This window comes from Curtobacterium sp. Curtsp22, assembly GCF_059492135.1.
In genome coordinates this window covers 747,219-772,022 of record NZ_CP168519.1, presented here as the reverse complement: position 1 = coordinate 772,022, position 24,804 = coordinate 747,219, and the positions used below count along the sequence as shown (strand labels likewise).

Sequence of the window (24,804 nt, the reverse complement as noted above, 5' to 3'; positions counted from 1 at the left end):
CGTGCCCACCCCGCCACGCCTGAGCGACCTGTCCACACCGGACGCGACCGACCCCGGGACCGTCCGGTCCCGTGCCCGCCGGTTCACCGAGCTGCTGTCGATCGCACGCCGGCACGGCCTCGTCCCGTTCCGGCGCCTGGACTTCTCGCACGACCCGGCGACCGCGGACCTCCGCCGCAGCCAGGCCGAGCACCTCCGCCGTGCGCTCGAGGAGGCCGGCGGTGGGTTCGTGAAGATGGGACAGCTCCTCTCCACCCGCGACGACCTGCTCCCCGAGGAGTGGACCGAGGGGCTCGCGCACCTGCAGCGGAACGTGTCCCCGGCACCCGCGGACGAGGTCGCAGCGCTGCTCGAACGCGAACTCGGCGCCCCCGTGGACGAGGTCTTCGCGGCCTTCGACCCGGTCCCGGTGGCCGCGGCGTCGATCGCACAGGTCCACCGCGCCCGCCTCGCCGACGGCACGAGCGTCGCCGTCAAGGTGCAGCGGCCCGGCATCGACCAGGCCGTGCGGCGCGACGTCGACATCGCCCTCCGCGTCGTGCGGTTCATGGCGCGCTGGTCGGTCGAGGCCCGTCAGGTCGGCGTGCAGGACGTGGCCCAGCAGTACGCCGACGACCTCGTGCGGCAGGTCGACTTCAGCTCGGAGCTCCGGAACCTCGAGGCACTGCGGGCTGCCCAGCGCCGGAGCGCCCGCCCCGACGAGGTGCGCTTCCCGGACCCGTACCCGGAGCTCTCCGGTCGGCGCGTGCTCGTGATGGAGTTCCTCGAGGGGGACACCCTCAGCGCGATCCGGGCCGAGCGGAGCGACCGCGACCTCGACCAGCCGATGCGGTCGATCCTCCGGGCGTTCCTCCGGCAGGTGGTGTTCGACGGCGTGTACCACGGTGACCTCCACCCCGGGAACGTCCTGCTGCTGCCCGACGGCCGGCCGGCGCTCATCGACTTCGGCTCGGTGGGCAGGCTCGACCCCGGTCTCCGGGACATCGTGCAGGAGCTGCTCGCCGCGTACATCCAGGACGACACGTCGCGGATCGCCGACGCGGTGCTCCGGATGGCACCGGTCCGGGACGCCCAGGACGAACCCGACTTCCGCCGGGACATCGCGCGCTTCGTCGCGGACGAGCTCGGTCCGGGTGCCCGGATCGGCGTCGAGACGGTGGACGACGCCGTCGCGGTGTTCGGCCGGTACCGGCTGAAGGCGCCGCCGGACTTCGTCGCCGCCGCGCGCGCCCTGGCGATCTTCGAGGGGACACTGCGCACGCTCGCCCCCTCGTTCGACCTGCTCGAGGAGTCACGAGGACTCGCCTCCGAACAGATCCGCGACCAGCTGCGACCGGGCAAGCTCCGGGACGTGGCGGTGCGCGAGCTGTTCGGCGCGGTGAAGGCCGCACGCCGGCTGCCGCGCCGGGTGGACCGCATCGGCGAGGCGATCGAGACCGGCAAGCTGTCGGTCAACATCCGGCTGTTCGCGGACCGGCGGGACCGACGGACGCTGAACGGGGTGGTCCGGCGGGTGCTGCTCGTGCTGCTCGGCGCCGGGGCCGGCATCCTGTCGATCGTGTACCTCGCGCTGCCGGCGCGGCCGACCGCGGTCATCTCGACCGGGGTGGCCGGAGCGCTGCTCGGGGGAGCGGCGGTGGTGCTGCTCGCCTGGGCGGCGGTCGACGCGATCCGCGCGCGACGACGAGAGTGACCGCAGGCGCAGGCGCAGGCGCAGGCGCAGGCGCAGGCGCAGTGCGCGGGGACGCCACGACCCGTCCGCTACACTCGTCCGGGACCCAGCGCGGTCCGCAGACCTTCACAACACGATCGAACGGGACATCGAAGACTCATGGCCAGTACCACTGACATCAAGAACGGCGCCGTTCTCATCATCGACGGGCAGCTCTGGTCGGTCGTCGAGTTCCAGCACGTCAAGCCGGGCAAGGGCGGCGCGTTCGTCCGCACCAAGCTGAAGAACGTCGTGTCGGGCAAGGTCGTCGACCGCACCTTCAACGCGGGCGCGAAGATCGACACCGCGACGGTCGACCGCCGTGACTACCAGTTCCTCTACGAGGACGGCGACTCCTACGTGTTCATGGACACCGACACCTACGACCAGATCCCGGTCTCGGCGACGGTCGTCGGCGACGCGAAGAACTACCTGCTCGAGTCCGCGATGGTCACCATCGCGATGAACGAGGGCAACCCGCTCTACGTCGAGCTCCCGACGTCGATCGTCACCGAGGTCGAGACCGAGCCCGGCCTGCAGGGCGACCGCTCGTCCGGTGGCACGAAGGACGCGACGATCATCGCGACCGGCCACCGCATCCAGGTTCCGCTGTACCTCGAGAGCGGCACCACGGTGAAGATCGACACGCGCGACGGCAGCTTCCTCGGCCGCGTCAACTCCTAGGCGACGCCCGTATGAGTGCTCGTTCGAAGGCCCGCAAGCGCGCCCTCGACATGCTGTACGTGGCCGAGGTGCGTGAGCTCCCGATCGCGGACGTCCTCGCGACCGAGACCGTCCGGCACCTCGACCAGCCGGAGCGTGCCTCCAGCTGGGACTACGCCCGCCAGATCGTCACGGGTGTCGACGACGCGCGCCACGAGATCGACGCCGTGATCGTCGAGCACGCCCAGGGGTGGTCGATCGCCCGCATGCCGGTGCTCGACCGCTGCATCCTGCGCATGGGCGTCTGGGAGCTCCGGTTCAACCCCGAGGTCCCCGACGCGGTCGCGATCGCCGAGGCGGTCGAGCTGGCCCAGTCGCTCTCGACGGAGGAGTCCGCCGGGTTCGTCAACGGAGTGCTCGGGGCCGTCGCCGGCGGCCGCGCGCCGGGCGAGAAGGCGAGCGGTGCACCGTCCGGTCGGACGGTCGCAGAGGACCAGGAGTCCCGGTAGGGTTGACCACGTCAGCATCCTTTAATGCCGTCCGGTGAGGCGGGGAAGGAGGTCGGCGTGGGCACCAGAACGGTCCTGCAGCACTCCGACATCACGCGTGCTCTGACACGCATCGCGCACGAGATCCTCGAGGCCAACCACGGTGCCTCGGACCTCGTGCTCCTGGGCATCCCGACACGGGGTGCCGTCCTGGCCGAGCGGCTCGACCGCATCCTGGCGGACATCGAGCCCGAGTGGGCGGACAGCGAGCCCGAGCGGACGAGCGAACCGGCAGCGACCGGCGCGGACGCCGGCAGGTCGCACCGCGTCGGCACGCTCGACGTCACGATGCACCGCGACGACCTCGGCCACGGCATCGGTCGCGCGCCGCACCGGACGACCATCCCGGCGAGCGGCATCGACGGCAAGGTCGTGGTCCTCGTCGACGACGTCCTGTACTCCGGTCGCACGGTCCGAGCGGCGCTCGACGCGCTCCAGGGCATCGGTCGCCCGCGGGCGGTCCGGCTCGCCGTGCTCGTCGACCGGGGCCACCGCGAGCTCCCGATCCGCGCGGACCACGTCGGCAAGAACCTGCCGACGGCCTCCGACGAGCGGGTGACGCTCCGGCTGACCGAGACCGACGGCACCGACGAGGTCGTCATCGAGCAGGGCGACGGGGGTGCAGCGTGAAGCACCTCCTCTCCACCGCCGACCTCTCCCGCGCCGAGGCGATCCACATCCTCGACGTCGCCGAGGAGATGGCCGAGGTCAACACGCGCGAGGTCCGCAAGCTCCCCGCGCTCCGCGGCAAGACCGTCGTGAACCTCTTCTTCGAGGACTCCACGCGCACCCGGATCTCGTTCGAGGCGGCCGCCAAGCGCCTCTCCGCCGACGTCCTCAACTTCGCGGCGAAGGGCTCGAGCGTCTCCAAGGGCGAGTCCCTCAAGGACACCGTGCAGACCCTCGGCGCGATGGGCATCGACGGCATCGTGATGCGCCACGGCGCGTCCGGTGCGCCGCGGGTCCTCGCCGACGCCGACTGGATCGACGTCCCGGTCGTCAACGCCGGCGACGGCACGCACGAGCACCCCACGCAGGCCCTGCTCGACGCGTTCACGATGCGTCGGCGCCTGCACGGTGCCGGCAGTCGGGGCCAGGGCCTCGACGGCGTCCGGGTCCTCATCGTCGGCGACGTGCTGCACAGCCGGGTCGCCCGGAGCAACGCCTGGCTCCTGCAGACCCTCGGCGCGAGCGTCACGTTCGCCGCGCCGCCGACCCTGCTCCCCGTCGCGAGCACGCCGTTCGGCGCCGCGGTGCACCACGATCTCGACGTCGCCCTCGCCGAGGACCCGGACGTCGTGATGACCCTGCGCATCCAGCAGGAGCGGATGAACGACGCGTTCTTCCCGAACCCGCGCGAGTACACCCGGCACTGGGGCCTCACGGCGAGCCGGTTCGCCCGGCTCGACGAGCGCACGCTGATCATGCACCCGGGCCCGATGAACCGCGGGCTCGAGATCGCCGGCGTCGCCGCCGACGACCCCCGCTCGACGGTCGTCGAGCAGGTCGAGAACGGCGTGTCGGTCCGGATGGCCGTGCTCTACCTGGCCCTGACCGGGGCCGAAGCGACCGCAGCAACGAAGGAGACCGTCGCATGACCGCCCACCTCATCCGCGGCGCGCAGCTGGTCGACGGCACGCGTGCCGACGTCCGCCTGGAGGCGCGGCGCATCACCGCGGTCGGGTCCGGTATCGACGCGGCCGGCGCCACGGTCGTCGATGCGGACGGTCTGATCGCCCTGCCCGGTCTCGTGGACCTCCACACCCACCTGCGCGAGCCCGGCTTCGAGGAGTCGGAGACGGTCCTCACCGGCTCGCGTGCCGCGGCCGCCGGCGGCTTCACCGCCGTCAACGCGATGGCGAACTCGTCGCCCGTGGCGGACACCGCCGGGGTGGTCGAGCAGGTGCAGGCGCTCGGCGACGACGCCGGGTACGTCACGGTGCGCCCGATCGGTGCGGTCTCCCAGGGACTCCAGGGCACCCACCTGTCCGAGATCGGCGCGATGGCGACGAGCCGGGCGAAGGTCCGGGTCTTCTCGGACGACGGCTCGTGCGTGTCCGACCCGCTCCTCATGCGCCGGGCGCTCGAGTACATCAAGGGCTTCGGCGGCGTGCTCGCGCAGCACGCGCAGGAGCCGAGGCTGACCATCGGTGCCCAGATGAACGAGGGCCGGCTGTCGTCGGAGCTCGGGCTCGCCGGTTGGCCGGCGGTCGCGGAAGAGGCGATCATCGCCCGCGACGTCCTGCTCGCCGACCACGTCGGGGCGCGGCTGCACGTGTGCCACGTCTCGACCGCCGGCAGCGTCGAGGTGATCCGCTGGGCCAAGTCCCGCGGCATCGACGTCACCGCCGAGGTCACGCCGCACCACCTGGTGCTGACCGAGGTCCTCATCGCCGGGCACGACGGCGCACCCGGCTACGACGCCCGGTACAAGGTCAACCCGCCGCTGCGCTCCCGCGAGGACGTCGACGCGCTCCGGGCCGCCCTGGCCGACGGCACGATCGACATCGTCGCGACCGACCACGCGCCGCACACCGCCGAGGCGAAGTGCTGCGAGTGGCCCGCGGCGGCGAACGGCATGGTCGGCCTCGAGTCCGCGCTGAGCGTCGTGCAGGCCGCCGTGGTCGACGACGGCCGGCTCGACTGGGCCGACGTCGCGCGCGTCCTGTCCGAGGCGCCCGCGCGCATCGGCCAGGTCGAGGGGCACGGGCAGCGGATCGCCGAGGGCGCACCGGCCGAGATCACCCTGTACGACCCGACGGCCGTCCGCGAGTTCTCCGTCGCCGACCTCGCCGGGCAGTCGCAGAACTCGCCATACCTCGGCATGCGGCTCCCGGGCCGGGTCGTCGCGACCTTCCACCACGGGTACCCGACGCTCCTGGCGGGGGAGCTCGTCGACGCGGAGACGGTCGCCGGACACGCGCGCGCCGCGCGGACGGAGGCGACGGCATGAGCGGTGACGCGCTGCGCTGGCTCGAAGGCGGGATCATCCTCGCCCTCGTCGTCGCGCTGTTCGTCGCCATGGCACGCACCTGGCGGACGCGGGCGAGGAAGCAGGCGGAATCCGTGCCTCCCGTCCCGGTGCCGACCGACGTCGGACCGGCGGCCGGGTCCTGGGACGGCTTCACCGTCGCGACGACCCGCGCCGACCAACCGCTCGAGCGGATCACCGCTGGCGGACTCGGCTTCCGGGGCCGCGGCGGCGTGACCGTCCACGACGCCGGCGTGGTGCTCCACCACGCCGGCACCCCGGACCGCTGGATCGAAGCCTCCGCCGTCCGCGGCGCCGACCGCGCAACGTGGGCCATCGACCGCGTGGTCGAGCCCGGGGGACTGGTCCGTCTGCGATGGACGGCGACCGGCGCCGCAGGTGCGTCGGACCTCGACACCTACTTCCGGTTCCCGGAGGGCGACGGCGCAGCACTGGCCGCCCTGCAGGGACTGTCGACGAAGCACGAACACCCGCACACCGCGGGCGAAGGGACGAACTGATGACACGCGAACGGGCCGTACTGGTCCTCGAGGACGGCACCCGGTACGACGGCTGGGCCTACGGCGCCCGCGGGCGCACGCTCGGCGAGGTGGTCTTCGCGACCGGCATGACCGGGTATCAGGAGACGCTCACCGACCCCTCCTACGCCGGACAGATCGTGGTGCAGACCGCGCCGCACATCGGCAACACGGGTGTGAACGACGAGGACCCCGAGTCCCGTCGCATCTGGGTCGCCGGCTACGTCGTGCGCGACCCCAGCCGCGTCGTGTCGAACCACCGCGCGAACGCGTCGCTCGACGACCACCTCGTGCGCGACGGCATCGTCGGCATCTCCGGGATCGACACCCGGGCGCTCACGCGCCGGATCCGCGACGCAGGCGCCATGAAGGGCGGCGTGTTCAGCGGCGCCGACGCCGCCCTGTCCGAGTCGGAGCAGCTCGACGCGGTCCGCGCGCACGCCACGATGGCGGGCGCGAGCTTCTCGTCGATCGTGTCGACGCCCGAGACCTACGTGGTCCCCGCGGTCGGCGAGCAGATCGGCAAGCTGGCCGTGCTCGACCTGGGCGTGAAGGCCTCGACCACGCGGTACCTCGCCGAGCGCGGCTTCGAGGTGCACGTCGTGCCGCAGGACATCACCGCCGACGAGCTCGAAGACCTCGCGCCGGACGCGCTCTTCTACTCGAACGGCCCCGGCGACCCTGCCGCGTCGGACGCTCAGGTCGAGCTGCTCCAGGGCAGCCTGAAGACCGGGCGCCCGTTCTTCGGCATCTGCTTCGGCAACCAGCTGCTCGGACGGGCCCTCGGGTTCGGCACCTACAAGCTCCCGTTCGGGCACCGCGGCATCAACCAGCCGGTGCTCGACACCGTGACCGGCAAGGTCGAGATCACGAGCCAGAACCACGGCTTCGCGGTCGACGCGCCCCTCGGCGAGGTCGTCGAGTCACCGGCCGGCTTCGGTCGCGTCGAGGTCTCGCACTACTCCCTGAACGACCAGGTGGTCGAGGGCCTCCGCGCGCTCGACGTGCCCGCGTTCAGCGTGCAGTACCACCCCGAGGCGGCGGCCGGCCCGCACGACTCCATGTACCTCTTCGACCGGTTCGCGGACCTGGTGCGCGAGCGTCGCGACGGGGAGCCGCTCGACGCGGCGACCGCCGACGCCACGACCCCCGCAGCAGACATCACCAAGGAAGCCAACTGATGCCGAAGCGCGCAGACATCAACTCCGTCCTCGTCATCGGCTCCGGCCCGATCGTCATCGGGCAGGCCGCCGAGTTCGACTACTCCGGCACCCAGGCGTGCCGCGTCCTCCGTGCCGAGGGCGTCCGGGTGATCCTCGTCAACCCGAACCCGGCGACGATCATGACCGACCCGGACTTCGCCGACGCGACCTACATCGAGCCGATCACGAGCGCGTCGCTCGAGGAGATCATCAAGATCGAGCAGCCGGACGCCGTGCTGCCGACCCTCGGCGGCCAGACCGCCCTGAACGCCGCGATCAAGCTCGACGCCGAGGGCATCCTCGACAAGTACGGCGTCGAGCTGATCGGCGCGAAGGTCGACGCCATCCAGCGCGGTGAGGACCGCCAGCTCTTCAAGGAGCTCGTCCTCGAGTCCGGTGCCGACGTCGCGCGCAGCCACATCGCGCACACCTTGGAAGAGGCGAAGGAGTACGCGCAGGACCTCGGCTACCCGCTCGTCGTCCGTCCGTCCTTCACCATGGGCGGCCTCGGCTCCGGCTTCGCCTACAACGAGGAAGAACTCGTCCGCTTCGTCGGCGACGGGCTGCAGTCCAGCCCGACGACCGAGGTCCTGCTCGAGGAGTCGATCCTCGGCTGGAAGGAGTACGAGCTCGAGCTGATGCGCGACAACTACGACAACACCGTCGTGATCTGCTCGATCGAGAACGTCGACCCCGTGGGCGTCCACACCGGCGACTCGATCACCGTCGCTCCCGCGCTGACGCTGACCGACCGCGAGTACCAGAACATGCGCGACATCGGCATCGACATCATCCGTCGCGTCGGCGTCGACACCGGCGGCTGCAACATCCAGTTCGCCGTCGACCCGTCGAACGGCCGCGTCATCGTCATCGAGATGAACCCGCGCGTCTCCCGCTCCTCGGCGCTCGCGTCGAAGGCGACGGGCTTCCCGATCGCGAAGATCGCCGCGAAGCTCGCGATCGGGTACCGCCTCGACGAGATCGAGAACGACATCACCCGCGTCACCCCGGCCAGCTTCGAGCCGACGCTCGACTACGTGGTCGTGAAGACCCCGCGGTTCGCGTTCGAGAAGTTCCCCGCGGCGGACGCCACGCTCACCACGACGATGAAGAGCGTCGGCGAGGCGATGGCGATCGGCCGCAACTACGCGACGGCGCTGCAGAAGTCGCTCCGCTCGCTCGAGAAGCGCGGCTCGTCGTTCCACTGGGACACCCCGGCGGCCGAGCTCGACAAGGACGCGCTGCTGCAGAAGTCGGCGATCCCGACCGACGGTCGCATCGTCACCGTGCAGCAGGCGCTCGTCGCGGGCGCCACCGCCGACGAGGTCTTCGAGGCCACGAAGATCGACCCGTGGTTCATCGACCAGATCGTGTTGATCAACGAAGTCGCTCTGGAGATCAAGAACGCCGAGACCCTCGACGCCGACACCCTCCGCTGGGCGAAGGAGCACGGCTTCAGCGACGCGCAGATCGGCAGCCTGCGTGGGATCACCGAGCAGCAGGCCCGTGACGCCCGTCACGCCGAGGGCATCCGCCCGGTGTTCAAGACCGTCGACACCTGCGCCGGTGAGTTCCCGGCCCTCACGCCGTACCACTACTCGTCGTACGACGCCGAGACCGAGGTCGCCCCGAGCGACCGCAAGAAGGTCGTCATCCTCGGCTCCGGTCCGAACCGCATCGGGCAGGGCGTCGAGTTCGACTACTCCTGCGTCCACGCGTCCTTCGCGCTGAGCGCCGCCGGGTTCGAGACGATCATGATCAACTGCAACCCGGAGACGGTCTCGACCGACTACGACACCTCGGACCGCCTGTACTTCGAGCCGCTGACCACCGAGGACGTCCTCGAGGTCATCGAGGCCGAGGCGGCCTCCGGCGAGCTCGTCGGCGTGGTCGTGCAGCTCGGCGGCCAGACGGCCCTCGGGCTCGCGAAGCCGCTCGAGGCGGCGGGCATCCCGATCCTCGGCACCAGCCCGAGCGCGATCGACTCCGCCGAGGAACGCGGCCAGTTCTCCGCCATCCTCGACGCCGCCGGCCTGCTCGCACCGCGGAACGGCACCGCCCACGACCTCGCCAGCGCGACCGCGGTGGCCGAGGAGATCGGGTACCCCGTCCTCGTCCGCCCGTCCTTCGTGCTCGGCGGTCGCGGCATGGAGATCCTGTACGACTCCCCGTCGCTCGCGGACTACTTCGACCGGATGGCCGACCAGGCGATCATCGGCCCGGAACTCCCGCTGCTGGTCGACCGCTTCCTCGACGACGCGGTGGAGATCGACGTGGACGCGCTCTTCGACGGCGAGCGGCTCTACATCGGCGGGATCATGGAGCACCTCGAAGAGGCCGGCATCCACTCCGGCGACTCGGCCTGCACCCTGCCGCCGGTCGGCCTCGGCCGTGCCGAGATCCAGGGCGTCGTGGACGCGACCGAGAAGATCGCGCGCGGCATCGGCGTCCAGGGCCTGCTCAACGTGCAGTTCGCCATCGGCGCGGGCGTGCTCTACGTCCTCGAGGCGAACCCGCGCGCCAGCCGCACGGTCCCGTTCGTCTCGAAGGCGCTCGGCATCCCGCTGGCCAAGGCGGCGTCGCGGATCATGACCGGCACGACGATCGACACACTCGTCGACGAGGGGCTCCTGCCCGCCCGTGACGGCGCGTTCGTGCCGATCCAGTCCCCGATCGCCGTGAAGGAGGCCGTGCTGCCCTTCCGCCGGTTCCGCACCCACGACGGCCAGGTCGTCGACTCGGTGCTCAGCCCGGAGATGCGCTCCACCGGCGAGGTCATGGGCATCGACCGCGACTTCCCGCGGGCCTTCCTCAAGTCGCAGGAAGCCGCGTACGGCGGGCTGCCGACGAGCGGCACCGTGTTCGTGAGCGTCGCCGACACCGACAAGCGCGCCATCGTGCTCCCGGTGCACCGGCTGCAGCAGCTCGGCTTCACGATCACGGCGACCGAGGGCACGGCGGAGATCCTGCGCCGCAACGGCATCGAGGTCACGCTCGTCGGCAAGTACAGCGAGGGCGGCGAGAGCGTCGTCGACCTGCTGGCCCGGAACGAGGTCGACATCGTCATCAACACGCCGTCGGGTGCCGCCGGTCGTGCGGACGGGTACGAGATCCGTGCGGCGACGGTCGCGGCGGACAAGCCGCTGTTCACGACCATCGCGCAGCTCGGGGCCGCGGTCGCGGCGATCGAGACGATCGGGTCGCCGCACAGCGTGCGGAGCCTGCAGGACTACGCGCTCGAGCGCGCCACCTGGTGAGCGACCCGGGCACGGGAGGCGCGGCCTCCTTCGGCGTCCGGCTCGCGTCCGCCATCGGGTCGCGTTCCGCCCTCTGCGTCGGCATCGACCCCCACGCCGCCACCCTGGCGGCGTGGGGGCTCGGCCGCGACGAGCAGGGCCTGACCGCGTTCGGCGCGGCCCTGGTCGACGCGGCCGCCGGCCGCGCCGCGGTCGTCAAGCCGCAGATCGCCTTCTTCGAGGCCGCGGGGGTGGCGGGCTACCGTGCGCTCGACGCGACGATCCGTCGGGCACGCGATGCGGGCCTCCTGGTCGTCGCCGACGTCAAGCGCGGCGACATCGGGTCGACGGGGGACGACTACGCGCTCGCGTGGCTGGACCGCGACGGTCCGTTCGCCGCCGACGCCATGACGGTGTCGCCGTACCTCGGCTACGGCTCCCTCGCGGGAACGGTCGACGTGGCGCGCCGGAACGGGGCCGGGGTCTTCGTGCTCGCCGCCACGAGCAACCCCGAGGCGCGCGTGCTGCAGACCGCGGTGCTCGCCGAGGGACCTCGTTCGGGGCGGAGCGTCGCTGCCGGTATCGTCTTGGACGTGGCAGACGACAACCGGAGAGGCGGCGACCAGCCCCTCGGCGACGTCGGGCTCGTGCTCGGCGCGACCCTCGACCTCGACGACTTCGGCATCGACGCGGACACCATCGGCACCTCGCCGATCCTCGCCCCGGGCTTCGGTGCCCAGGGCGCCCGCATCGAGGACCTCCGCGCGCTGTACGGCGCCCGCGCCGAGCAGGTGCTCGTCAGCGAGTCGCGCGGCCTGCTCACCGACGGTCCCGACGGCGTCGCAGCCCTCGTGACCGACCGTGCGGACCGGATCCGCGCCGCGCTGGGGGCCGCCGCATGACGACGGACCGCGACGGCCTGCCCGCACACCGGAACCCACCCGAGGTCGACCGGGTCGCCGCGGCTGCCGCTGCGGTGGCCGCCCGTCGTGCCCGGGCCGCGGTGAAGGCCGCCGTCGCGTCGGGGGAGCGCTCCGCACTCGAGGTCGCCCGCACCGCCTGGTCGGACGCCGACGCACCGGCCGAGAAGTCCCTGCGGGTGCGCGACCTGCTCACGAGCCTGCCCGGCATCGGACCGGCACGGGCGGAGTCGATCATGGGCGAGCTGCGGATCGCGCCGTCGAAGCGCCTCGGCGGCCTCGGCACCCGGCAGCGGTCGGAGCTCGCCGACTGGCTCGCGGCCCGCGGTCGCAAGCGCGGGTCGTCGAAGCTCGTCGTCCTCGCCGGCCCCACCGCGGTCGGCAAGGGCACGGTCAGCGCGTACATCCGCGAGCAGTACCCGGACGTCAACCTCAGCGTCTCGGCGACGACCCGCAAGCCCCGTCCGGGCGAGGTCGACGGCGTGCACTACTACTTCGTGGACGACGCCGAGTTCGACCGGATGATCCGCGACCGCGAACTCCTCGAGTGGGCCACCGTCCACAACTCGTACCGGTACGGCACGCCCCGGCCGCCGATCGACCGCGCGCTCGACGCCGGCGACAAGGTGATGCTCGAGATCGACCTGCAGGGCGCACGCCAGGTCCGGGACGCCATGCCCGACGCGGTGCTCGTGTTCCTGCTGCCCCCGTCGTGGGAGGAACTCGTGCGTCGGCTGATCGGCCGGGGCACCGAATCGGCCGAGGAACAGGCACGCCGGCTCGACACCGCCAAGGTCGAACTCGCCGCCCAGGACGAGTTCGACGTGCGCATCGTGAACTCCGATGTCGGCACCGCGGCGCGTGAGGTCGTAGACTTGTTCACTGCGCCCTGACCGGGCGTCCCCCCGTTCCGTCGACTGGAGACACCATGGCCAACCCCCAGGGCATCATCGACCCGCCCATCGACGACCTGCTCGCCAAGGTGGAGTCGAAGTACGCGCTCGTCATCTTCGCCTCGAAGCGCGCGCGACAGATCAACGACTACTACGCCGACCTGCACGAGGGTTCGCTGTTCGACAACGTCGGCCCGCTGGTCGACTCGACGATCGACGACAAGCCGCTGTCCGTCGCACTGCACGAGATCAACGAGGACAAGCTCACCGTCACCAAGCAGCAGCAGCCCACCGACTGACCGCGGTGACGAGCAGCAGCCTGCGCCTCTTCACGTCCGAGTCGGTGACGGAGGGGCACCCCGACAAGATCTGCGACCAGATCTCGGACACGATCCTCGACGCGCTGTTGACGGTCGACCCGCACGCACGCGTCGCGGTGGAGACGATGGTCACCACCGGGCTCGTGCACGTCGCCGGCGAGGTCACGACCTCGGGCTACGTCGAGATCCCGAAGCTCGTCCGTGACGTCATCACGGGCATCGGCTACAACTCGTCCGAGGTCTCCTTCGACGGCCACACCTGCGGCGTCGAGGTCTCGATCGGTGCGCAGTCGCCCGACATCGCCCAGGGTGTCGACGAGTCGCTCGACGCGCGCTCCGGCGCCGGCGTGGACCCGCTCGCCCGCCAGGGCGCTGGCGACCAGGGGATCATGTTCGGCTTCGCGACGAACGAGACCCCCGAGTACATGCCGGTCGCGATCTGGCTGGCGCACCGCCTCGCCGAGCGGCTGGCCGCGGTCCGCAAGTCCGGCGAGCTGTCGTTCCTGCGTCCCGACGGCAAGACCCAGGTCACGGTCGGGTACGACGGTGTCGTGCCGAAGACCGTCGAGACCGTCGTGCTCTCCACGCAGCACTCGCCGTCCGTCACGCTCGACGAGCTCACCGCCGCGGTGACCGAGCACGTGATCCGTCCGGTGCTCGCCCAGGTCGACCTCGACTCGTCGCACGTCGACGTCATCGTGAACCCGACCGGCCGGTTCGAGATCGGCGGCCCCCAGGGCGACGCCGGCCTCACCGGACGCAAGGTCATCGTGGACACCTACGGCGGTGCCTCCCGCCACGGTGGCGGTGCGTTCAGCGGCAAGGACCCCTCGAAGGTCGACCGCTCGGCCGCCTACGCGCTGCGCTGGGTCGCGAAGAACGCGGTCGCCGCGGGCCTCGCCGACCGGCTCGAGGTGCAGGTCGCCTACGCGATCGGCCGCGCGAAGCCCGTCGGCCTCTACGTCGAGTCGTTCGGCACCGGACACGTCGACGACGCCACGATCGAGGCCGCGATCCTGCAGGTCTTCGACCTCCGGCCGGCCGCGATCATCCGCGACCTCGACCTGCTCCGTCCGATCTACGCGAAGACCGCGACGTACGGGCACTTCGGCCGTGAGCTCCCCGGGTTCACCTGGGAGCAGCTCGACCGCGTCGAGGAACTCCGCGCCGCCGCAGGACTCGTCGCCGCTGCCGTCTGAGGCCTCGGCGTGACCACCGTCGCGCGCGTCGTCCTCGACTCGCCGCTCCCGCAGTTGGACCGTCTGTTCGACTACCGGGTGCCGGACGGGCTCGAGGACGACTGCGTGCCGGGGGTGCGGGTCAAGGTGCCGCTCCGCACCGGTGCGCGCATGTCCGACGCCTACGTGGTCGAGATCGTCACCGAGGGTGAGTACCCGGGCGAGCTCAGTGCCATCGAGACGGTCGTCTCCCCGGTGCCGGTCCTCGCGCCGGAGATCTGGTCGCTCGCGCGCGCCGTGGCCGACCGTGCCGCGGGGGTGGCGTCCGACGTGCTCCGGCTCGCCGTGCCGACGCGCCAGGTCCGTGCCGAGAAGGCCTGGCTGGCCCGCGACACCGCGTGGTCGCCGCCGTCGGTCGAGCCGCCGCCCGTCAGCAGCTACGCCGACGGCGTCCTGGAGGCGCTGGTCGCCGACCACGGTCGCGCTGCGGTCGCCGCCGTCCCCCACCCGACAGCGCTCGGTGCCGCCGACGCGCCGATCTGGGTCCCCGGGTGGGCCGCCACGCTCGCCCAGGCGGCCGCGCACACGGTCGCCGCGGAGCAGTCGGCCGTGATCGCCGTTCCGGACTTCCGCGACGTCACCGACCTCGAGCGTGCGCTCCTCGCGGTGCTGCCGCCGGAACGGGTCGTCCGGTTCGACGCCAAGCAGACGAACGGGCAGCGGGCCAAGGCCCTGCTGCAGGCGAGGACCCATGCGGTCGTCGCGATCGGCAACCGCACGGCGGTGTTCGCGCCGGCGACCGAGCTCGGACTCATCGCCATGTGGGACGACGGGGACGCCTCGTTCATCGAGCCGCGTGCCCCGTACGTGCACACCCGGGACGTCGCCCTCGTCCGGGCCGCGCAGTCCGGGGCCGCGCTGCTGTTCCTGTCGCATGCCCGGAGCACCGACGTGCAACGGCTCGTCGAGCTGCACTGGCTGCAGGAGGTCACGCCGTACCGGGTGAAGACACCCAAGGTCATCCCGACCGTCCAGCAGACCGGTGCCGAGGGGTACGCGGCGCAGGCCCGCATCCCGAGCTCGGCGTGGCGTGCCGCGCGCGAGGCCAGCCAGCACGGAGCCGTCCTCGTGCAGGTCGCCAGTCCGGGGTTCGGCACCGGGCTCGTCTGTGCCGAGTGCGGTGAGCGGGCGCACTGCCGGATCTGCGGCGGTCCGCTCGGCAGCCCGCACCGGGGTGCGACGCCGCAGTGCCGGTTCTGCGGCGCGCTGGCGGTCGGGTTCCGGTGCCCGACGTGCGGCAACGGCACGGTGAAGCCGGTCGGGCAGGGGGCGCAGCGCACCGCGGACGAGCTCGGCCGGGCGTTCCCGGGCACGCGCATCGTGGTGGCCGACGGCTCCCGTCCGCTCGACGAGGTCCCGGCGCGCCCCTCGGTCGTGGTCGCCACCCGCGGAGCCGAGCCGAGCGTCCCGGGCGGGTACGCGTGCGTGCTCCTGCTCGACGGGGAGCGCATGCTCGCGCGCGAGGGGCTCCGCGTGCAGGAGGACGTGCTGCGCTTCTGGACGAACGCCGCCGCCAAGGGCGCCCCGGGCGCCGAGGCGTACCTCGTGGGCATCGGCGGGAGGCTCGCGACGGCCATGGCGCTGTGGCGGCTCGACGGTCCGGCGCACGACGAGCTCGCCGACCGCCGCGAGCTGCACTTCCCACCGGCCGTCCGGGTCGCGACGCTGACGGGCACGGACGAGGCGGTGACGGCCGCGGTCGAGGCGCTCGACGGTCTCACGGTCGGCCCCGTGCTCGGTCCGGTACCGGTCGAGGACGACGCACTCCCGGGAACCGTCCGTGCGATCGTGCGCTTCCCGTACGCGCACGGTGCCGAGGTGGCGGCGACCCTCAAAGCCGAGGTGATCCGGCGCGCGTCCACGCGGCGGGTGCTGCCCGGGGGGAACCGACGTCGGGCGGCGCCGGCGCTCCGGGTGCGGCTCGACGACGCGGAGCCCTTCAGCGAGGTCTGACCCGGCCGGCCGCGCGCCCCCCCCCCGACGCGGTGCGACATCGTCGCTGTCATACGACATCAGCATCGTCGTTCTTCCCGCCTCGCAACAGTCCGCGCGCGCACCGTGCGACATGGTCGCTGTCGTACGACAGCGACAACGTCGTTCCGGCTCAGCCACTCGCCAGCCCGCAGCGACCCGCCGGATGCACGCCGCGCCTCCTGGCCGCCCGGGTCCGGGCCGTGCATGCGACATGCGCTGCCCTCGCGCGCGACCTGTGCCAGGGTGGACGACGGCGGTCACGAGCCGCCGACGACACACATCACGCACGACGAGGTGACGCGGATGACGCCGATGAGGGCGCTGTACAAGCCGGACGCTGCTCCGGGACTGATCATGACCGAGCGGCCGGTACCGGTCCCGACGGAGGACGAGGTCCTCATCCGGGTCCTCCGCACCGGGATCTGCGGGACCGACCTGCACATCCGGCGGTGGGACGACTGGGCGGCCTCGGCGGTCACGGCCCCGCTGGTCCCCGGACACGAGTTCTTCGGCGAGGTGGTCGAGGTCGGCTCCGCCGTGCGCGACGTCGCGGTGGGGGACCGGGTCTCCGGCGAGGGCCACATCGTGTGCGGCACGTGCCGGAACTGCCGGGCTGGCCGACGCCAGATGTGCATCCGCACGAAGGGCCTCGGCGTGCAGCGGGACGGCGCCTTCGCGGAGTACCTGACGCTGCCCGGCGCGAACGTGTGGGTGCACCACGCCGACGTCGACCCCGAGGTCGGCGCCCTGTTCGACCCGCTCGGCAACGCGGTCCACACGGCGCTCGCGTCCCCGGTCGTGGGCGAGGACGTGCTCGTCACCGGGTGCGGGCCGATCGGCCTCATGGCGATCGCGGTCGCTCGGCACGCCGGTGCCCGGTTCGTGGTCGGCACGGACGTCAGCGCGAACCGACTGCGGATGGCCGAGGCGATGGGCGCCGACCTCGGCGTCGACGTCGGTGCCGCCGGTGACCCGATCCGTGCGGCGCAGGAGCAGCTCGGCATGCGCGAGGGGTTCGACGTCGGCTTCGAGATGTCCGGCGCCCCGACCGCCCTCCCGGCGATGGTCGACAACATGAACCACGGCGGGCGGATCGCCATGCTCGGACTGCCGACCGGCGCGATCGCGGTCGACTGGGGCAAGGTCGTGACGCACATGCTCACGGTCAAGGGGATCTACGGCCGCGAGATGTTCGAGTCGTGGCAGACCATGAGCTCGATGCTGCAGACGAGCGAGGTGCTGCGCGACCGCATCGCCTCGATCGTCTCGGGGCGCTTCGCGGCGCGTGACTGGGAGGCAGCGTTCGCCGCGGCGGCGAGCGCGGACGGCGGCAAGGTCGTCATCGACTGGACGGAGATCTGATGTACGGCGCGATCAAGGACCACCTGACGGCCGAGCTGGCGGGCATCGAGGCCGCCGGGCTCACGAAGCGGGAGCGCGGCATCGCCGGTCCGCAGCGTGCGGCGATCGAGGCGGACGGTGCTCCGCTGCTGAACTTCTGCGCGAACAACTACCTCGGGCTGGCCGACTCCACCGACCTCGTCGACGCGGCGAAGGACGCCCTCGACCGGTGGGGCTACGGCATGGCGAGCGTCCGGTTCATCTGCGGCACGCAGGACCTCCACCTCGACCTCGAGCGTCGCGTGTCGGCGTTCCTCGGCACCGAGGCCACGATCCTGTACTCGTCGTGCTTCGACGCGAACGGCGGCCTGTTCGAGGTGCTCCTCGGGCCGGAGGACGCGATCATCTCGGACGAGCTGAACCACGCCTCGATCATCGACGGCGTGCGGCTCTCGAAGGCGCAGCGGTACCGGTACCGCAATCGCGACGTGCAGGACCTCGAAGCGCAGCTCGTCGCCGCCGGGGACGCCCGGTTCCGCGCGATCGTCACCGACGGCGTCTTCTCGATGGACGGCTCGATCGCCCCGCTCGCCGAGATCTGCGACCTCGCGGACCGGTACGACGCCCTCGTCATCGTCGACGACTCGCACGCCGTCGGGTTCGTCGGCGAGCACGGCCGCGGGACGCCCGAGCTGTGCGGCGTCGCGGACCGGGTCGACGTGTACACGGGCACGTTCGGCAAGGCACTCGGGGGTGCGAGCGGCGGGTACGTCGCCAGCCGCCAGGAGATCGTCGACCTGCTGCGGCAGCGGTCCCGTCCGTACCTGTTCTCGAACTCGCTCGCGCCGGTGATCGCCGCGGGGACGGTCGCAGCGCTCGACCTCATCGAACGGTCGGACGACGCGCGCGAGCGGCTGCGGGCGAACGCGGCACGCTTCCGGTCGCTCATGACCGACGCCGGGTTCGAGCTGCTGCCGGGGGAGCACCCGATCGTCCCGGTCATGTTCCACGACGCGGCCCTGACCGCACGGATCGCCGACGAGATGCAGGCGCGCGGGATCTACGTGACGGCGTTCAGCTACCCGGTGGTCCCGAAGGGCCGGGCGCGGATCCGGGTCCAGCTCTCGGCGGCGCACACCGGGGAGCAGGTCCGGCGGTGCGTGACGGCCTTCACCGAGGCGCGAGCGGCCGCGGCGCGAGCGGCCGAGGCGTGAGCGGCCGCGGGTCCGGTCGGCGACGCGGTCAGCCCGCGGTGACGGCGGTGTGGCGCTCCCGCGGGAAGACCACGCCGAGCGCCACCATCCCGATCGCCAGCACCAGGTGCAGCCAGTTGTCCGCCCAGTTCAGCGGCACGAAGTTCGCCCCGAAGTCGTGTCCGGCGGTGAACAGCCCGTACACCCACAGCACGAAGTAGACGACGCCGCCGATCACGAGGTACATGCGGGACCCGGTTGCGTACCGCGCCGCGAGCAGTCCGACGACCCCGAACAGCAGGTGCACGACGTTGTGGAGCACCGACACCTGGAACAGTCCGAGCAGCATCGCCATCGAGCCGTGCCCCGCCCCGCCGAGGTCGCCCGTCGTCAGCCCGGGGACGAACCCGGCGATCCCGACGAGCAGGAAGACGATCCCGACGACGAGTGCGATCGCCTGGATGCTCGAGCCCGCGTAGCGGTTGGTGGACGTGGTGACGTCGGACATGGTGGGACCTCCTCGTTCGGCTGCTGGTGACGGTACCCGTGGGAGACTCGGACGGTGACGACGGGGGAACGCACGAACGACCGCACGGGGGCCCGCACGCTCCCGCTCGCCAGCTGGCGCTACCAGGGCACGCTGCGCACGTACCAACGCGACGTCCTCGACCGGGTGCCGGTCGAACCCGGCGACCCCGTCCACGTCGTCGCGCCCCCGGGCGCCGGCAAGACCCTGCTCGGGCTGCTCCTCGCCGGACGCCACGGTGCGCGCGCCCTCGTGCTCGCGCCGACCGCGACGATCCGCTCGCAGTGGGCCCGATCGGCGTCGGCCCTGTACGGCGACGCGACGGTGTCCGAGGACCCGGACCGCCCCGGCGACCTCACCGCGCTGACCTACCAGATGCTCTCCGTCCTCGACACCGGCAGTCCGCTCACCGACCTCGCCACCGCGGACTGGCGTCGCGAACTCGTCGACGGGGGACGGGACGACGCGGCCGCGGCACGGTGGATCGACGACCTCCGCACCAGCAACCCGGCAGCGTTCCGGAAGGGCGTCCGTCGCCGTTCCCGCGCGATCCGGAAGCGGCTCGCGCGCGAGGACCCCGAGCGCCTCGCCGAGGCCCTGCACCCGAACGCCCGCGCACTCGTCGACCGGCTCGTGGCACACGGCGTCGAGACCGTCGTCCTCGACGAGTGCCACCACCTCCTCGACCACTGGGCGCTGGTGGTCGCCTACCTGCTCGGCCGCATCCGCGCGTCCGGCCGCGAACCGGTCGTCATCGGCCTGACCGCGACCCTGCCGTCCACCGACGACCGCGACGCCCACGACACCTACACCGCACTGCTCGGCGACGTCGACCACGAAGTGCCGACACCCGCCGTCGTGAAGGAGGGCAACCTCGCGCCCTACCGCGACCACGTCTGGTTCGTCGAGCCGACCCCGGTCGAGCTCGCCTTCCTGCGCGACCACGAACGCCGACTCGCCGCGCTGATCCGCGGCGCGCTCGCCGAACCCGACGGGATCGACTGGCTCGAGACGACGCTGCAACCGGAGACCAGCACCGGCGCGGTCCCCGGACCGGACCCCGGCACACGGCCCGCCACCGCCGAGGAACGACTCGCCGCAGCCTTCGCCGCCGACTTCCCCGTCGCCGAGGCCGCCGCACGCACCCTCGCCGAGTTCCGCCCCGACCACCCACTGCTCGCGCTCCTGCCCGACGACGTCCGACGCGCCCCCGACGCCGAGGGGCGGATCCGGGTCCTCGCCCGCTACGCCCTCGACCGACTGCTGCCCGACCCCGACCGCGCGGAGCAGTGGCAGCGCATCAAGCGCTCGATCGTGGACTTCGGCTTCACCCTGACCGACCGCGGCGTCCGACGGAGCCGGGACCCGATCGACACGGTGCTCGCGTCGTCCGCCGCGAAGGACCGCGCCGTCGTCGACCTGCTCCACCTCGAACTCTCCCAGGACGCCGCCGACCGGGTCCGGGCCGTCGTGGTGACCGACCACGCCACCCACGGCAACACCCGGGGGAGCGCCGTCCCCGCCGCGGGCGCACTCCGGACCTTCGCCACGGTCGCGACGGAGGACCACCCCGTGCCGCTGCGCCCCGTGCTCGTCACCGCGTCCCACCTCCGGATCGCCACCCGGGACGCCGACATCCTGCTCCCCGCACTCGATCAGCGCCTCGGCACGACCTGCAGCACGGAGCCGGTGCCCGAGGACCCGCACGTGCTCAGCGTCGAGACCCCCGGTGCCGGATCGGCCGCGGTGCTGGCCGCCGTCTCCGCCCTGCTCACGGACGGCACCACCCGATTCGTCATCGGTACCCGTGGCCTCCTCGGCGAGGGCTGGGACTGCCCCGCCGCGAACACGCTCATCGACCTCACCGCCGTCGCGACCTCGTCGGCGACCCAGCAGCTCCGCGGTCGCACGCTCCGCCTCGACCCGGCGTGGCCCCGCAAGGTCGCCCACAACTGGACCGTCACCGCCGTCGTCCCGGCCGACGTCCCGCTCGACGCCGCCCCGGACGTCTCCCGGATGCGCCGGAAGCACGAACAGATCTGGGGACTCCTCCGCTCCGACTCCGCGCAGGTGGTCCGCGGCACGTCGATCGCGCTCACCGACGGACAGGCCCGCCGGCTCGCCGGACTCGTCGCCAAGGACGAGCGGCAGACCGTCCGGGCCCTCGACGAGACCATCGCCGCCGAACTCCCCACCCGGGCCGACAGCTGGGCCGCCTGGCGCGTGGGCGAGCCCTACGCCGACCGCGAGAGCACGGCGACCGTCGTCGAGGAACCACGGACGCAGCCGTTCCGCACCGGACCGACCGCGGAGTTCGTGCTCGCCGTCGTCCTCGGCGCGGTCCTCTGGCTGCTCGCCGAGTCCGCCCGGGGCATCGTCGCCCTCTGGCGGCTCGGCTCGGTGCCCGGCGTGCTCGGGCTCCTCGTCGTCATCGGTCTCGCCGTCCTGCTCGTCTGGCCCGTCGCCCGACAGCTCGGCCTCGCCCTCCGCCAGCGGTTCAGCACCGTCGGCGCGTACCGACGAGCCGTCCGGGTCGTCGTCGACGCGCTGCACCGGGCCGGTCGGGTCCCGGCGTTCGGCGAGGGGGACGTCCGCGTCACCGCGCAGATGGCGGGGAACGTGCCGCAGAGCTTCACGATGGAGGTGCTCGGCGCACGCCCCGAGGACCGCCGCGTCGTCACCGGCGCGCTCGCCGAGTTCTTCGGCCCGGTGCGGACCCCGCGCTTCCTGTTGCAGGTCAGCCGCACCGAGCGCGCGACCGTGCACCGGGCGCCGTTGCTCGTCGTGGCCCTGGCCGTGGCCCGTGCGGTCACCCCGGGCGACCGGTACTTCGCCGTGCCGACGGCCGTGGGACGTCGCCGTGCCGATGCCGAGGCGTTCGCCGCCGACTGGAGCCGCCGGGTCGGTCCGTGCCGCCTGCACGAGATCGACTCGCCGGAGTCGCTCGTGCTGCTGGTCCGTGCCCGCCGGACGTCGGGTGCCGCCACGGCCGCGCCGGTGCTCCGCGACCAGTGGTCCTGACGCGATCGGAGCCGCCGTCGGACGCGGAGCACGCGGGGAACATGGGAGGATCGAACCCATGCGTCTCGTCGTCGCCGGCAGCCCCGCTGCGGCCGTCCCCACCCTCCGCCGCCTCGCGGCGTCCGAGCACGAGATCGCCGCGGTGCTCACCCGTCCGGCGACCCCGCAGGGCCGGAAGCGCGTCCTCACCCCGACCCCCGTCGCCCAGGTCGCACAGGAGCTCGGCCTCCCGGTGATCGAGGCGTCCCGCGTCGACGACGAGGTCACCGCCCGCATCGCCGACCTCGGGGTCGACCTCGGCGTCATCGTCGCGTACGGCGCCCTGCTCCGACGCCCGGCGCTCGACGCCCCGCGGCTCGGCTGGGTGAACCTGCACTTCTCGGACCTGCCGCAGTACCGCGGCGCCGCCCCCGTCCAGCGCGCGGTGATGGCCGGCGACACCCGCACCGCCGCGACGGTGTTCCAGCTCGTCGAGGCGCTCGACGCCGGTCCGGTCTACGCGAGCGACCCGTTCGACATCGATCCCGAGGCCACCTCCGGCGAGGTCCTCGCTGCGATGGCCGAGACCGGCGCCGAGACCGTCGCCCGCGTCGTCGACGACATCGCCGCGGGCACCGCGGTCGCCGTGGAGCAGACCGGCGAGCCCACCCTCGCCCCGAAGCTGACCATCGACGACGGTCGCATCGACTTCGCTGCGCCGGCCACCGTCGTGCACGCACGCCTGCGCGGCGTCACGCCCGAGCCCGGCGCGTACGCCCTCCTCGGCGAGACCCGCGTCAAGCTGCTCCGCAGCAACCGACCGCCAGGAGGCGCGGCAGACCCCGCCCCGTCGCTCGCCCCCGGTGCGCTCAGCGTCCAGGGCGGTCGGCTGCTCGTCGGGACCGCCGACGACCCGCTCGTGCTCACCGAGGTGCAACCCGCCGGCAAGAAGGCGATGGACGCCGCCGCCTGGGCACGGGGCCTCGGCTCCCTCGACGGGAAGGTCCTGGCGTGAGCGCCGCGAACACCGGGCAGCGCCGGCACCACGGACCGCGGCAGACGAGTGCCCGCCGTGTGGCCTTCGACGTGCTGCGGGCGGTGCAGGTCGACGACGCCTACGCCAACCTCCTGCTCCCGACCCGGATCCGCCGCGCCGGGCTCTCCGCGCGCGATGCCGGGTTCGCCACCGAGCTGACCTACGGGTCGATCCGGATGCTCGGCCGGTACGACGCGATCATCGCCCTCGCCTCCGGTCGTCGCATCGACAACGTCGAGTCCGACGTGCTCGATGTGCTCCGGCTCGGCGCCCACCAGCTGCTCGGGATGCGCACCCCGACGCACGCCGCCGTCGACGCCACGGTCGAGCTCGCCCGCGAGGTCGGTGCCCGCCGTGCCACCGGCTTCGTCAACGCCGTGCTGCGCAAGGTGGCCGCACGCACCGACGACGAGTGGGACGCGCTCATCACCGAGGGCCGTGGTGGCGACGCACTGCTCGCTACCCGGTGGTCGCACCCCACGTGGATGGTGTCCGCGCTGCGGGACGCCCTCGCTGCCGAACGCTCGCGGGACGAGCTCGCCGCGCTCCTGGCGGCCGACAACGCCGCACCCCGGGTGCAGCTCGCCGCGCTGCCCGGGCTGGCCACCGACGAGGACGTCGCCGCTGCCCGGGCCCACGTTGCGACCGCGACCGAACACGAGACGGACGCCGACGACGAGACGCAGGTCGCGCCTCCCGAACCGCTCACGGACCCCGAGGCGGACCTGCCGGTCTCGCCCGTCGGCATCCGCGGGATCTCCGGCGACCCCGCCCGCGTGCCGGGCGTCACCGCCGGACGGCTCCGCGTGCAGGACGAGGGCTCCCAGCTCGCCGCACTGGCGCTCAGCCGCTCGTCGGTGATCCGGCCGGGGGAGCGGTGGCTCGACCTCTGCGCCGGGCCCGGTGGCAAGGCGGCGCTCCTCGCGGCCGAGGCCGCACAGGGCGGGGCGACCCTCGTGGCGAACGAACTCGTGCCGGCGCGTGCCGGACTCGTGCGGAAGGCCCTCGCGGGCTCCGGCGACGGCGTGACCGTGGTCGAGGGCGACGGCCGCCGCTTCGGTCGCGACGGCGCCGGGGTGACGTTCGACCGGATCCTGCTCGACGCGCCGTGCACCGGACTCGGAGCGCTCCGGCGTCGTCCGGAGGCCCGGTGGCGCAAGCAGCCCGAGGACGTCCCCGAGCTCGCCGCGCTCCAGGCCGAACTGCTCGACGCCGCCGTGCGGGTGCTCGCACCGGGCGGGACCCTCGCGTACGTGACGTGCTCGCCGCACCTGGCGGAGACCCGCGGACAGGTCGACGCGCTGATGGCTCGGCACGGTGGCGAGCTCGAGCAGCTCGACACCGCGTCCGTCGTGCGGTCGGTGGCCGCGCGGGACCCGCAGGTGGCCGACGGGAACTCGGTGCAACTCTGGCCGCACCGCATCGGGACGGACGCGATGTTCATCGCGCTGTTCCGGCGCGTCGCGTAGCCCCAGAGTCCAGCAGCAGGCCGC

Annotated in this window: 20 protein-coding genes; 19 read left to right on the top strand and 1 reads right to left on the bottom strand. The window is 72.8% G+C overall.

Features of this window, described 5'->3' with window-relative positions; genetic code table 11:
* Position 1 precedes the first annotated feature (1 nt).
* The 16 genes from ACEN8D_RS03680 (at position 2) to ACEN8D_RS03605 (ending at position 18,770) form a co-directional block, all read left to right on the top strand.
* Positions 2-1,693: an ABC1 kinase family protein gene (locus ACEN8D_RS03680; RefSeq protein WP_413398417.1), complete on the top strand. Its 1,692-nt coding sequence runs from the start codon at positions 2-4 to the stop codon at positions 1,691-1,693.
* A 138-nt stretch (positions 1,694-1,831) separates the two neighbouring features.
* The gene (gene efp / locus ACEN8D_RS03675) at positions 1,832-2,395 is read left to right on the top strand and encodes an elongation factor P (RefSeq protein ID WP_022906721.1); all 564 of its coding nucleotides are present in this window, start codon (positions 1,832-1,834) and stop codon (positions 2,393-2,395) included.
* An 11-nt stretch (positions 2,396-2,406) separates the two neighbouring features.
* Complete coding sequence (gene nusB / locus ACEN8D_RS03670; protein WP_309779675.1) at positions 2,407-2,883, top strand: transcription antitermination factor NusB; 477 nt, start codon at positions 2,407-2,409, stop codon at positions 2,881-2,883.
* Positions 2,884-2,907: 24 nt separating this feature from the next.
* Positions 2,908-3,552 carry a bifunctional pyr operon transcriptional regulator/uracil phosphoribosyltransferase PyrR gene (gene pyrR, locus ACEN8D_RS03665; RefSeq protein ID WP_309886990.1) on the top strand — a complete coding sequence of 215 codons (645 nt, stop codon included), beginning with the start codon at positions 2,908-2,910 and terminating at the stop codon, positions 3,550-3,552.
* Positions 3,549-4,520, top strand: coding sequence for an aspartate carbamoyltransferase catalytic subunit (locus tag ACEN8D_RS03660; protein ID WP_309779673.1), 972 nt, complete (start codon positions 3,549-3,551; stop codon positions 4,518-4,520). Before pyrR ends, ACEN8D_RS03660 begins: the two co-directional genes overlap by 4 nt.
* Complete coding sequence (locus tag ACEN8D_RS03655) at positions 4,517-5,875, top strand: dihydroorotase (RefSeq protein ID WP_413398419.1); 1,359 nt, start codon at positions 4,517-4,519, stop codon at positions 5,873-5,875. The genes ACEN8D_RS03660 and ACEN8D_RS03655 overlap by 4 nt, the downstream gene beginning before the upstream one ends.
* Positions 5,872-6,414, top strand: a complete 543-nt coding sequence (locus ACEN8D_RS03650; RefSeq protein ID WP_413398420.1) for a PH-like domain-containing protein — start codon at positions 5,872-5,874, stop codon at positions 6,412-6,414. The genes ACEN8D_RS03655 and ACEN8D_RS03650 overlap by 4 nt, the downstream gene beginning before the upstream one ends.
* Positions 6,414-7,613: a glutamine-hydrolyzing carbamoyl-phosphate synthase small subunit gene (gene carA / locus ACEN8D_RS03645; RefSeq protein ID WP_413398421.1), complete on the top strand. Its 1,200-nt coding sequence runs from the start codon at positions 6,414-6,416 to the stop codon at positions 7,611-7,613. Before ACEN8D_RS03650 ends, carA begins: the two co-directional genes overlap by 1 nt.
* The gene (gene carB / locus ACEN8D_RS03640) at positions 7,613-10,891 is read left to right on the top strand and encodes a carbamoyl-phosphate synthase large subunit (RefSeq protein ID WP_413398422.1); all 3,279 of its coding nucleotides are present in this window, start codon (positions 7,613-7,615) and stop codon (positions 10,889-10,891) included. Before carA ends, carB begins: the two co-directional genes overlap by 1 nt.
* Positions 10,888-11,772, top strand: a complete 885-nt coding sequence (gene pyrF, locus ACEN8D_RS03635; RefSeq protein ID WP_309886986.1) for an orotidine-5'-phosphate decarboxylase — start codon at positions 10,888-10,890, stop codon at positions 11,770-11,772. The genes carB and pyrF overlap by 4 nt, the downstream gene beginning before the upstream one ends.
* Positions 11,769-12,683, top strand: coding sequence for a guanylate kinase (gene gmk, locus ACEN8D_RS03630; RefSeq protein WP_070416248.1), 915 nt, complete (start codon positions 11,769-11,771; stop codon positions 12,681-12,683). Before pyrF ends, gmk begins: the two co-directional genes overlap by 4 nt.
* A gap of 35 nt (positions 12,684-12,718) precedes the next feature.
* Positions 12,719-12,982 carry a DNA-directed RNA polymerase subunit omega gene (gene rpoZ / locus ACEN8D_RS03625; protein ID WP_022906709.1) on the top strand — a complete coding sequence of 88 codons (264 nt, stop codon included), beginning with the start codon at positions 12,719-12,721 and terminating at the stop codon, positions 12,980-12,982.
* 5 nt (positions 12,983-12,987) lie between these two features.
* Positions 12,988-14,202 carry a methionine adenosyltransferase gene (metK, locus tag ACEN8D_RS03620; RefSeq protein WP_413399958.1) on the top strand — a complete coding sequence of 405 codons (1,215 nt, stop codon included), beginning with the start codon at positions 12,988-12,990 and terminating at the stop codon, positions 14,200-14,202.
* Positions 14,203-14,211: 9 nt separating this feature from the next.
* Positions 14,212-16,194, top strand: a complete 1,983-nt coding sequence (locus tag ACEN8D_RS03615; RefSeq protein WP_495601155.1) for a primosomal protein N' family DNA-binding protein — start codon at positions 14,212-14,214, stop codon at positions 16,192-16,194.
* A gap of 333 nt (positions 16,195-16,527) precedes the next feature.
* Positions 16,528-17,577, top strand: coding sequence for an L-threonine 3-dehydrogenase (gene tdh, locus ACEN8D_RS03610; RefSeq protein WP_413400125.1), 1,050 nt, complete (start codon positions 16,528-16,530; stop codon positions 17,575-17,577).
* Entirely contained in the window at positions 17,577-18,770 is a 1,194-nt protein-coding gene (locus ACEN8D_RS03605) for a glycine C-acetyltransferase (protein ID WP_413461423.1), read from the top strand. The genes tdh and ACEN8D_RS03605 overlap by 1 nt, the downstream gene beginning before the upstream one ends.
* Before the next feature lie 28 nt (positions 18,771-18,798).
* Here the strand turns inward: ACEN8D_RS03605 and ACEN8D_RS03600 are convergent, their stop codons facing one another.
* Complete coding sequence (locus ACEN8D_RS03600) at positions 18,799-19,257, bottom strand: DUF4383 domain-containing protein (RefSeq protein WP_309779665.1); 459 nt, start codon at positions 19,255-19,257, stop codon at positions 18,799-18,801.
* Positions 19,258-19,311: 54 nt separating this feature from the next.
* Between ACEN8D_RS03600 and ACEN8D_RS03595 the strand changes: the two genes are divergently transcribed.
* From ACEN8D_RS03595 to ACEN8D_RS03585, 3 genes are read left to right on the top strand one after another with little or no spacing between them, the layout of a single operon-like run.
* The gene (locus ACEN8D_RS03595) at positions 19,312-22,296 is read left to right on the top strand and encodes a hypothetical protein (protein WP_413399080.1); all 2,985 of its coding nucleotides are present in this window, start codon (positions 19,312-19,314) and stop codon (positions 22,294-22,296) included.
* 58 nt (positions 22,297-22,354) lie between these two features.
* A complete protein-coding gene (locus tag ACEN8D_RS03590) occupies positions 22,355-23,290 on the top strand; it encodes a methionyl-tRNA formyltransferase (protein WP_309779663.1) in 936 nt (311 codons plus the stop codon).
* Positions 23,287-24,780: an RsmB/NOP family class I SAM-dependent RNA methyltransferase gene (locus ACEN8D_RS03585; protein WP_413399079.1), complete on the top strand. Its 1,494-nt coding sequence runs from the start codon at positions 23,287-23,289 to the stop codon at positions 24,778-24,780. The genes ACEN8D_RS03590 and ACEN8D_RS03585 overlap by 4 nt, the downstream gene beginning before the upstream one ends.
* Positions 24,781-24,804: the final 24 nt, after the last annotated feature.

Bases quoted from the DNA above. Each gene is read 5' to 3' on its own strand.
- gmk (WP_070416248.1), top strand. From the start codon at position 11,769: ATGACGACGGACCGCGACGGCCTGCCCGCACACCGGAACCCACCCGAG.
- nusB (WP_309779675.1), top strand. From the start codon at position 2,407: ATGAGTGCTCGTTCGAAGGCCCGCAAGCGCGCCCTCGACATGCTGTAC.
- carB (WP_413398422.1), top strand. From the start codon at position 7,613: ATGCCGAAGCGCGCAGACATCAACTCCGTCCTCGTCATCGGCTCCGGC.
- ACEN8D_RS03605 (WP_413461423.1), top strand. From the start codon at position 17,577: ATGTACGGCGCGATCAAGGACCACCTGACGGCCGAGCTGGCGGGCATC.
- ACEN8D_RS03650 (WP_413398420.1), top strand. From the start codon at position 5,872: ATGAGCGGTGACGCGCTGCGCTGGCTCGAAGGCGGGATCATCCTCGCC.
- ACEN8D_RS03655 (WP_413398419.1), top strand. From the start codon at position 4,517: ATGACCGCCCACCTCATCCGCGGCGCGCAGCTGGTCGACGGCACGCGT.
- efp (WP_022906721.1), top strand. From the start codon at position 1,832: ATGGCCAGTACCACTGACATCAAGAACGGCGCCGTTCTCATCATCGAC.
- rpoZ (WP_022906709.1), top strand. From the start codon at position 12,719: ATGGCCAACCCCCAGGGCATCATCGACCCGCCCATCGACGACCTGCTC.
- tdh (WP_413400125.1), top strand. From the start codon at position 16,528: ATGAGGGCGCTGTACAAGCCGGACGCTGCTCCGGGACTGATCATGACC.
- pyrR (WP_309886990.1), top strand. From the start codon at position 2,908: ATGCCGTCCGGTGAGGCGGGGAAGGAGGTCGGCGTGGGCACCAGAACG.
- ACEN8D_RS03590 (WP_309779663.1), top strand. From the start codon at position 22,355: ATGCGTCTCGTCGTCGCCGGCAGCCCCGCTGCGGCCGTCCCCACCCTC.
- ACEN8D_RS03600 (WP_309779665.1), bottom strand. From the start codon at position 19,257: ATGTCCGACGTCACCACGTCCACCAACCGCTACGCGGGCTCGAGCATC.
- carA (WP_413398421.1), top strand. From the start codon at position 6,414: ATGACACGCGAACGGGCCGTACTGGTCCTCGAGGACGGCACCCGGTAC.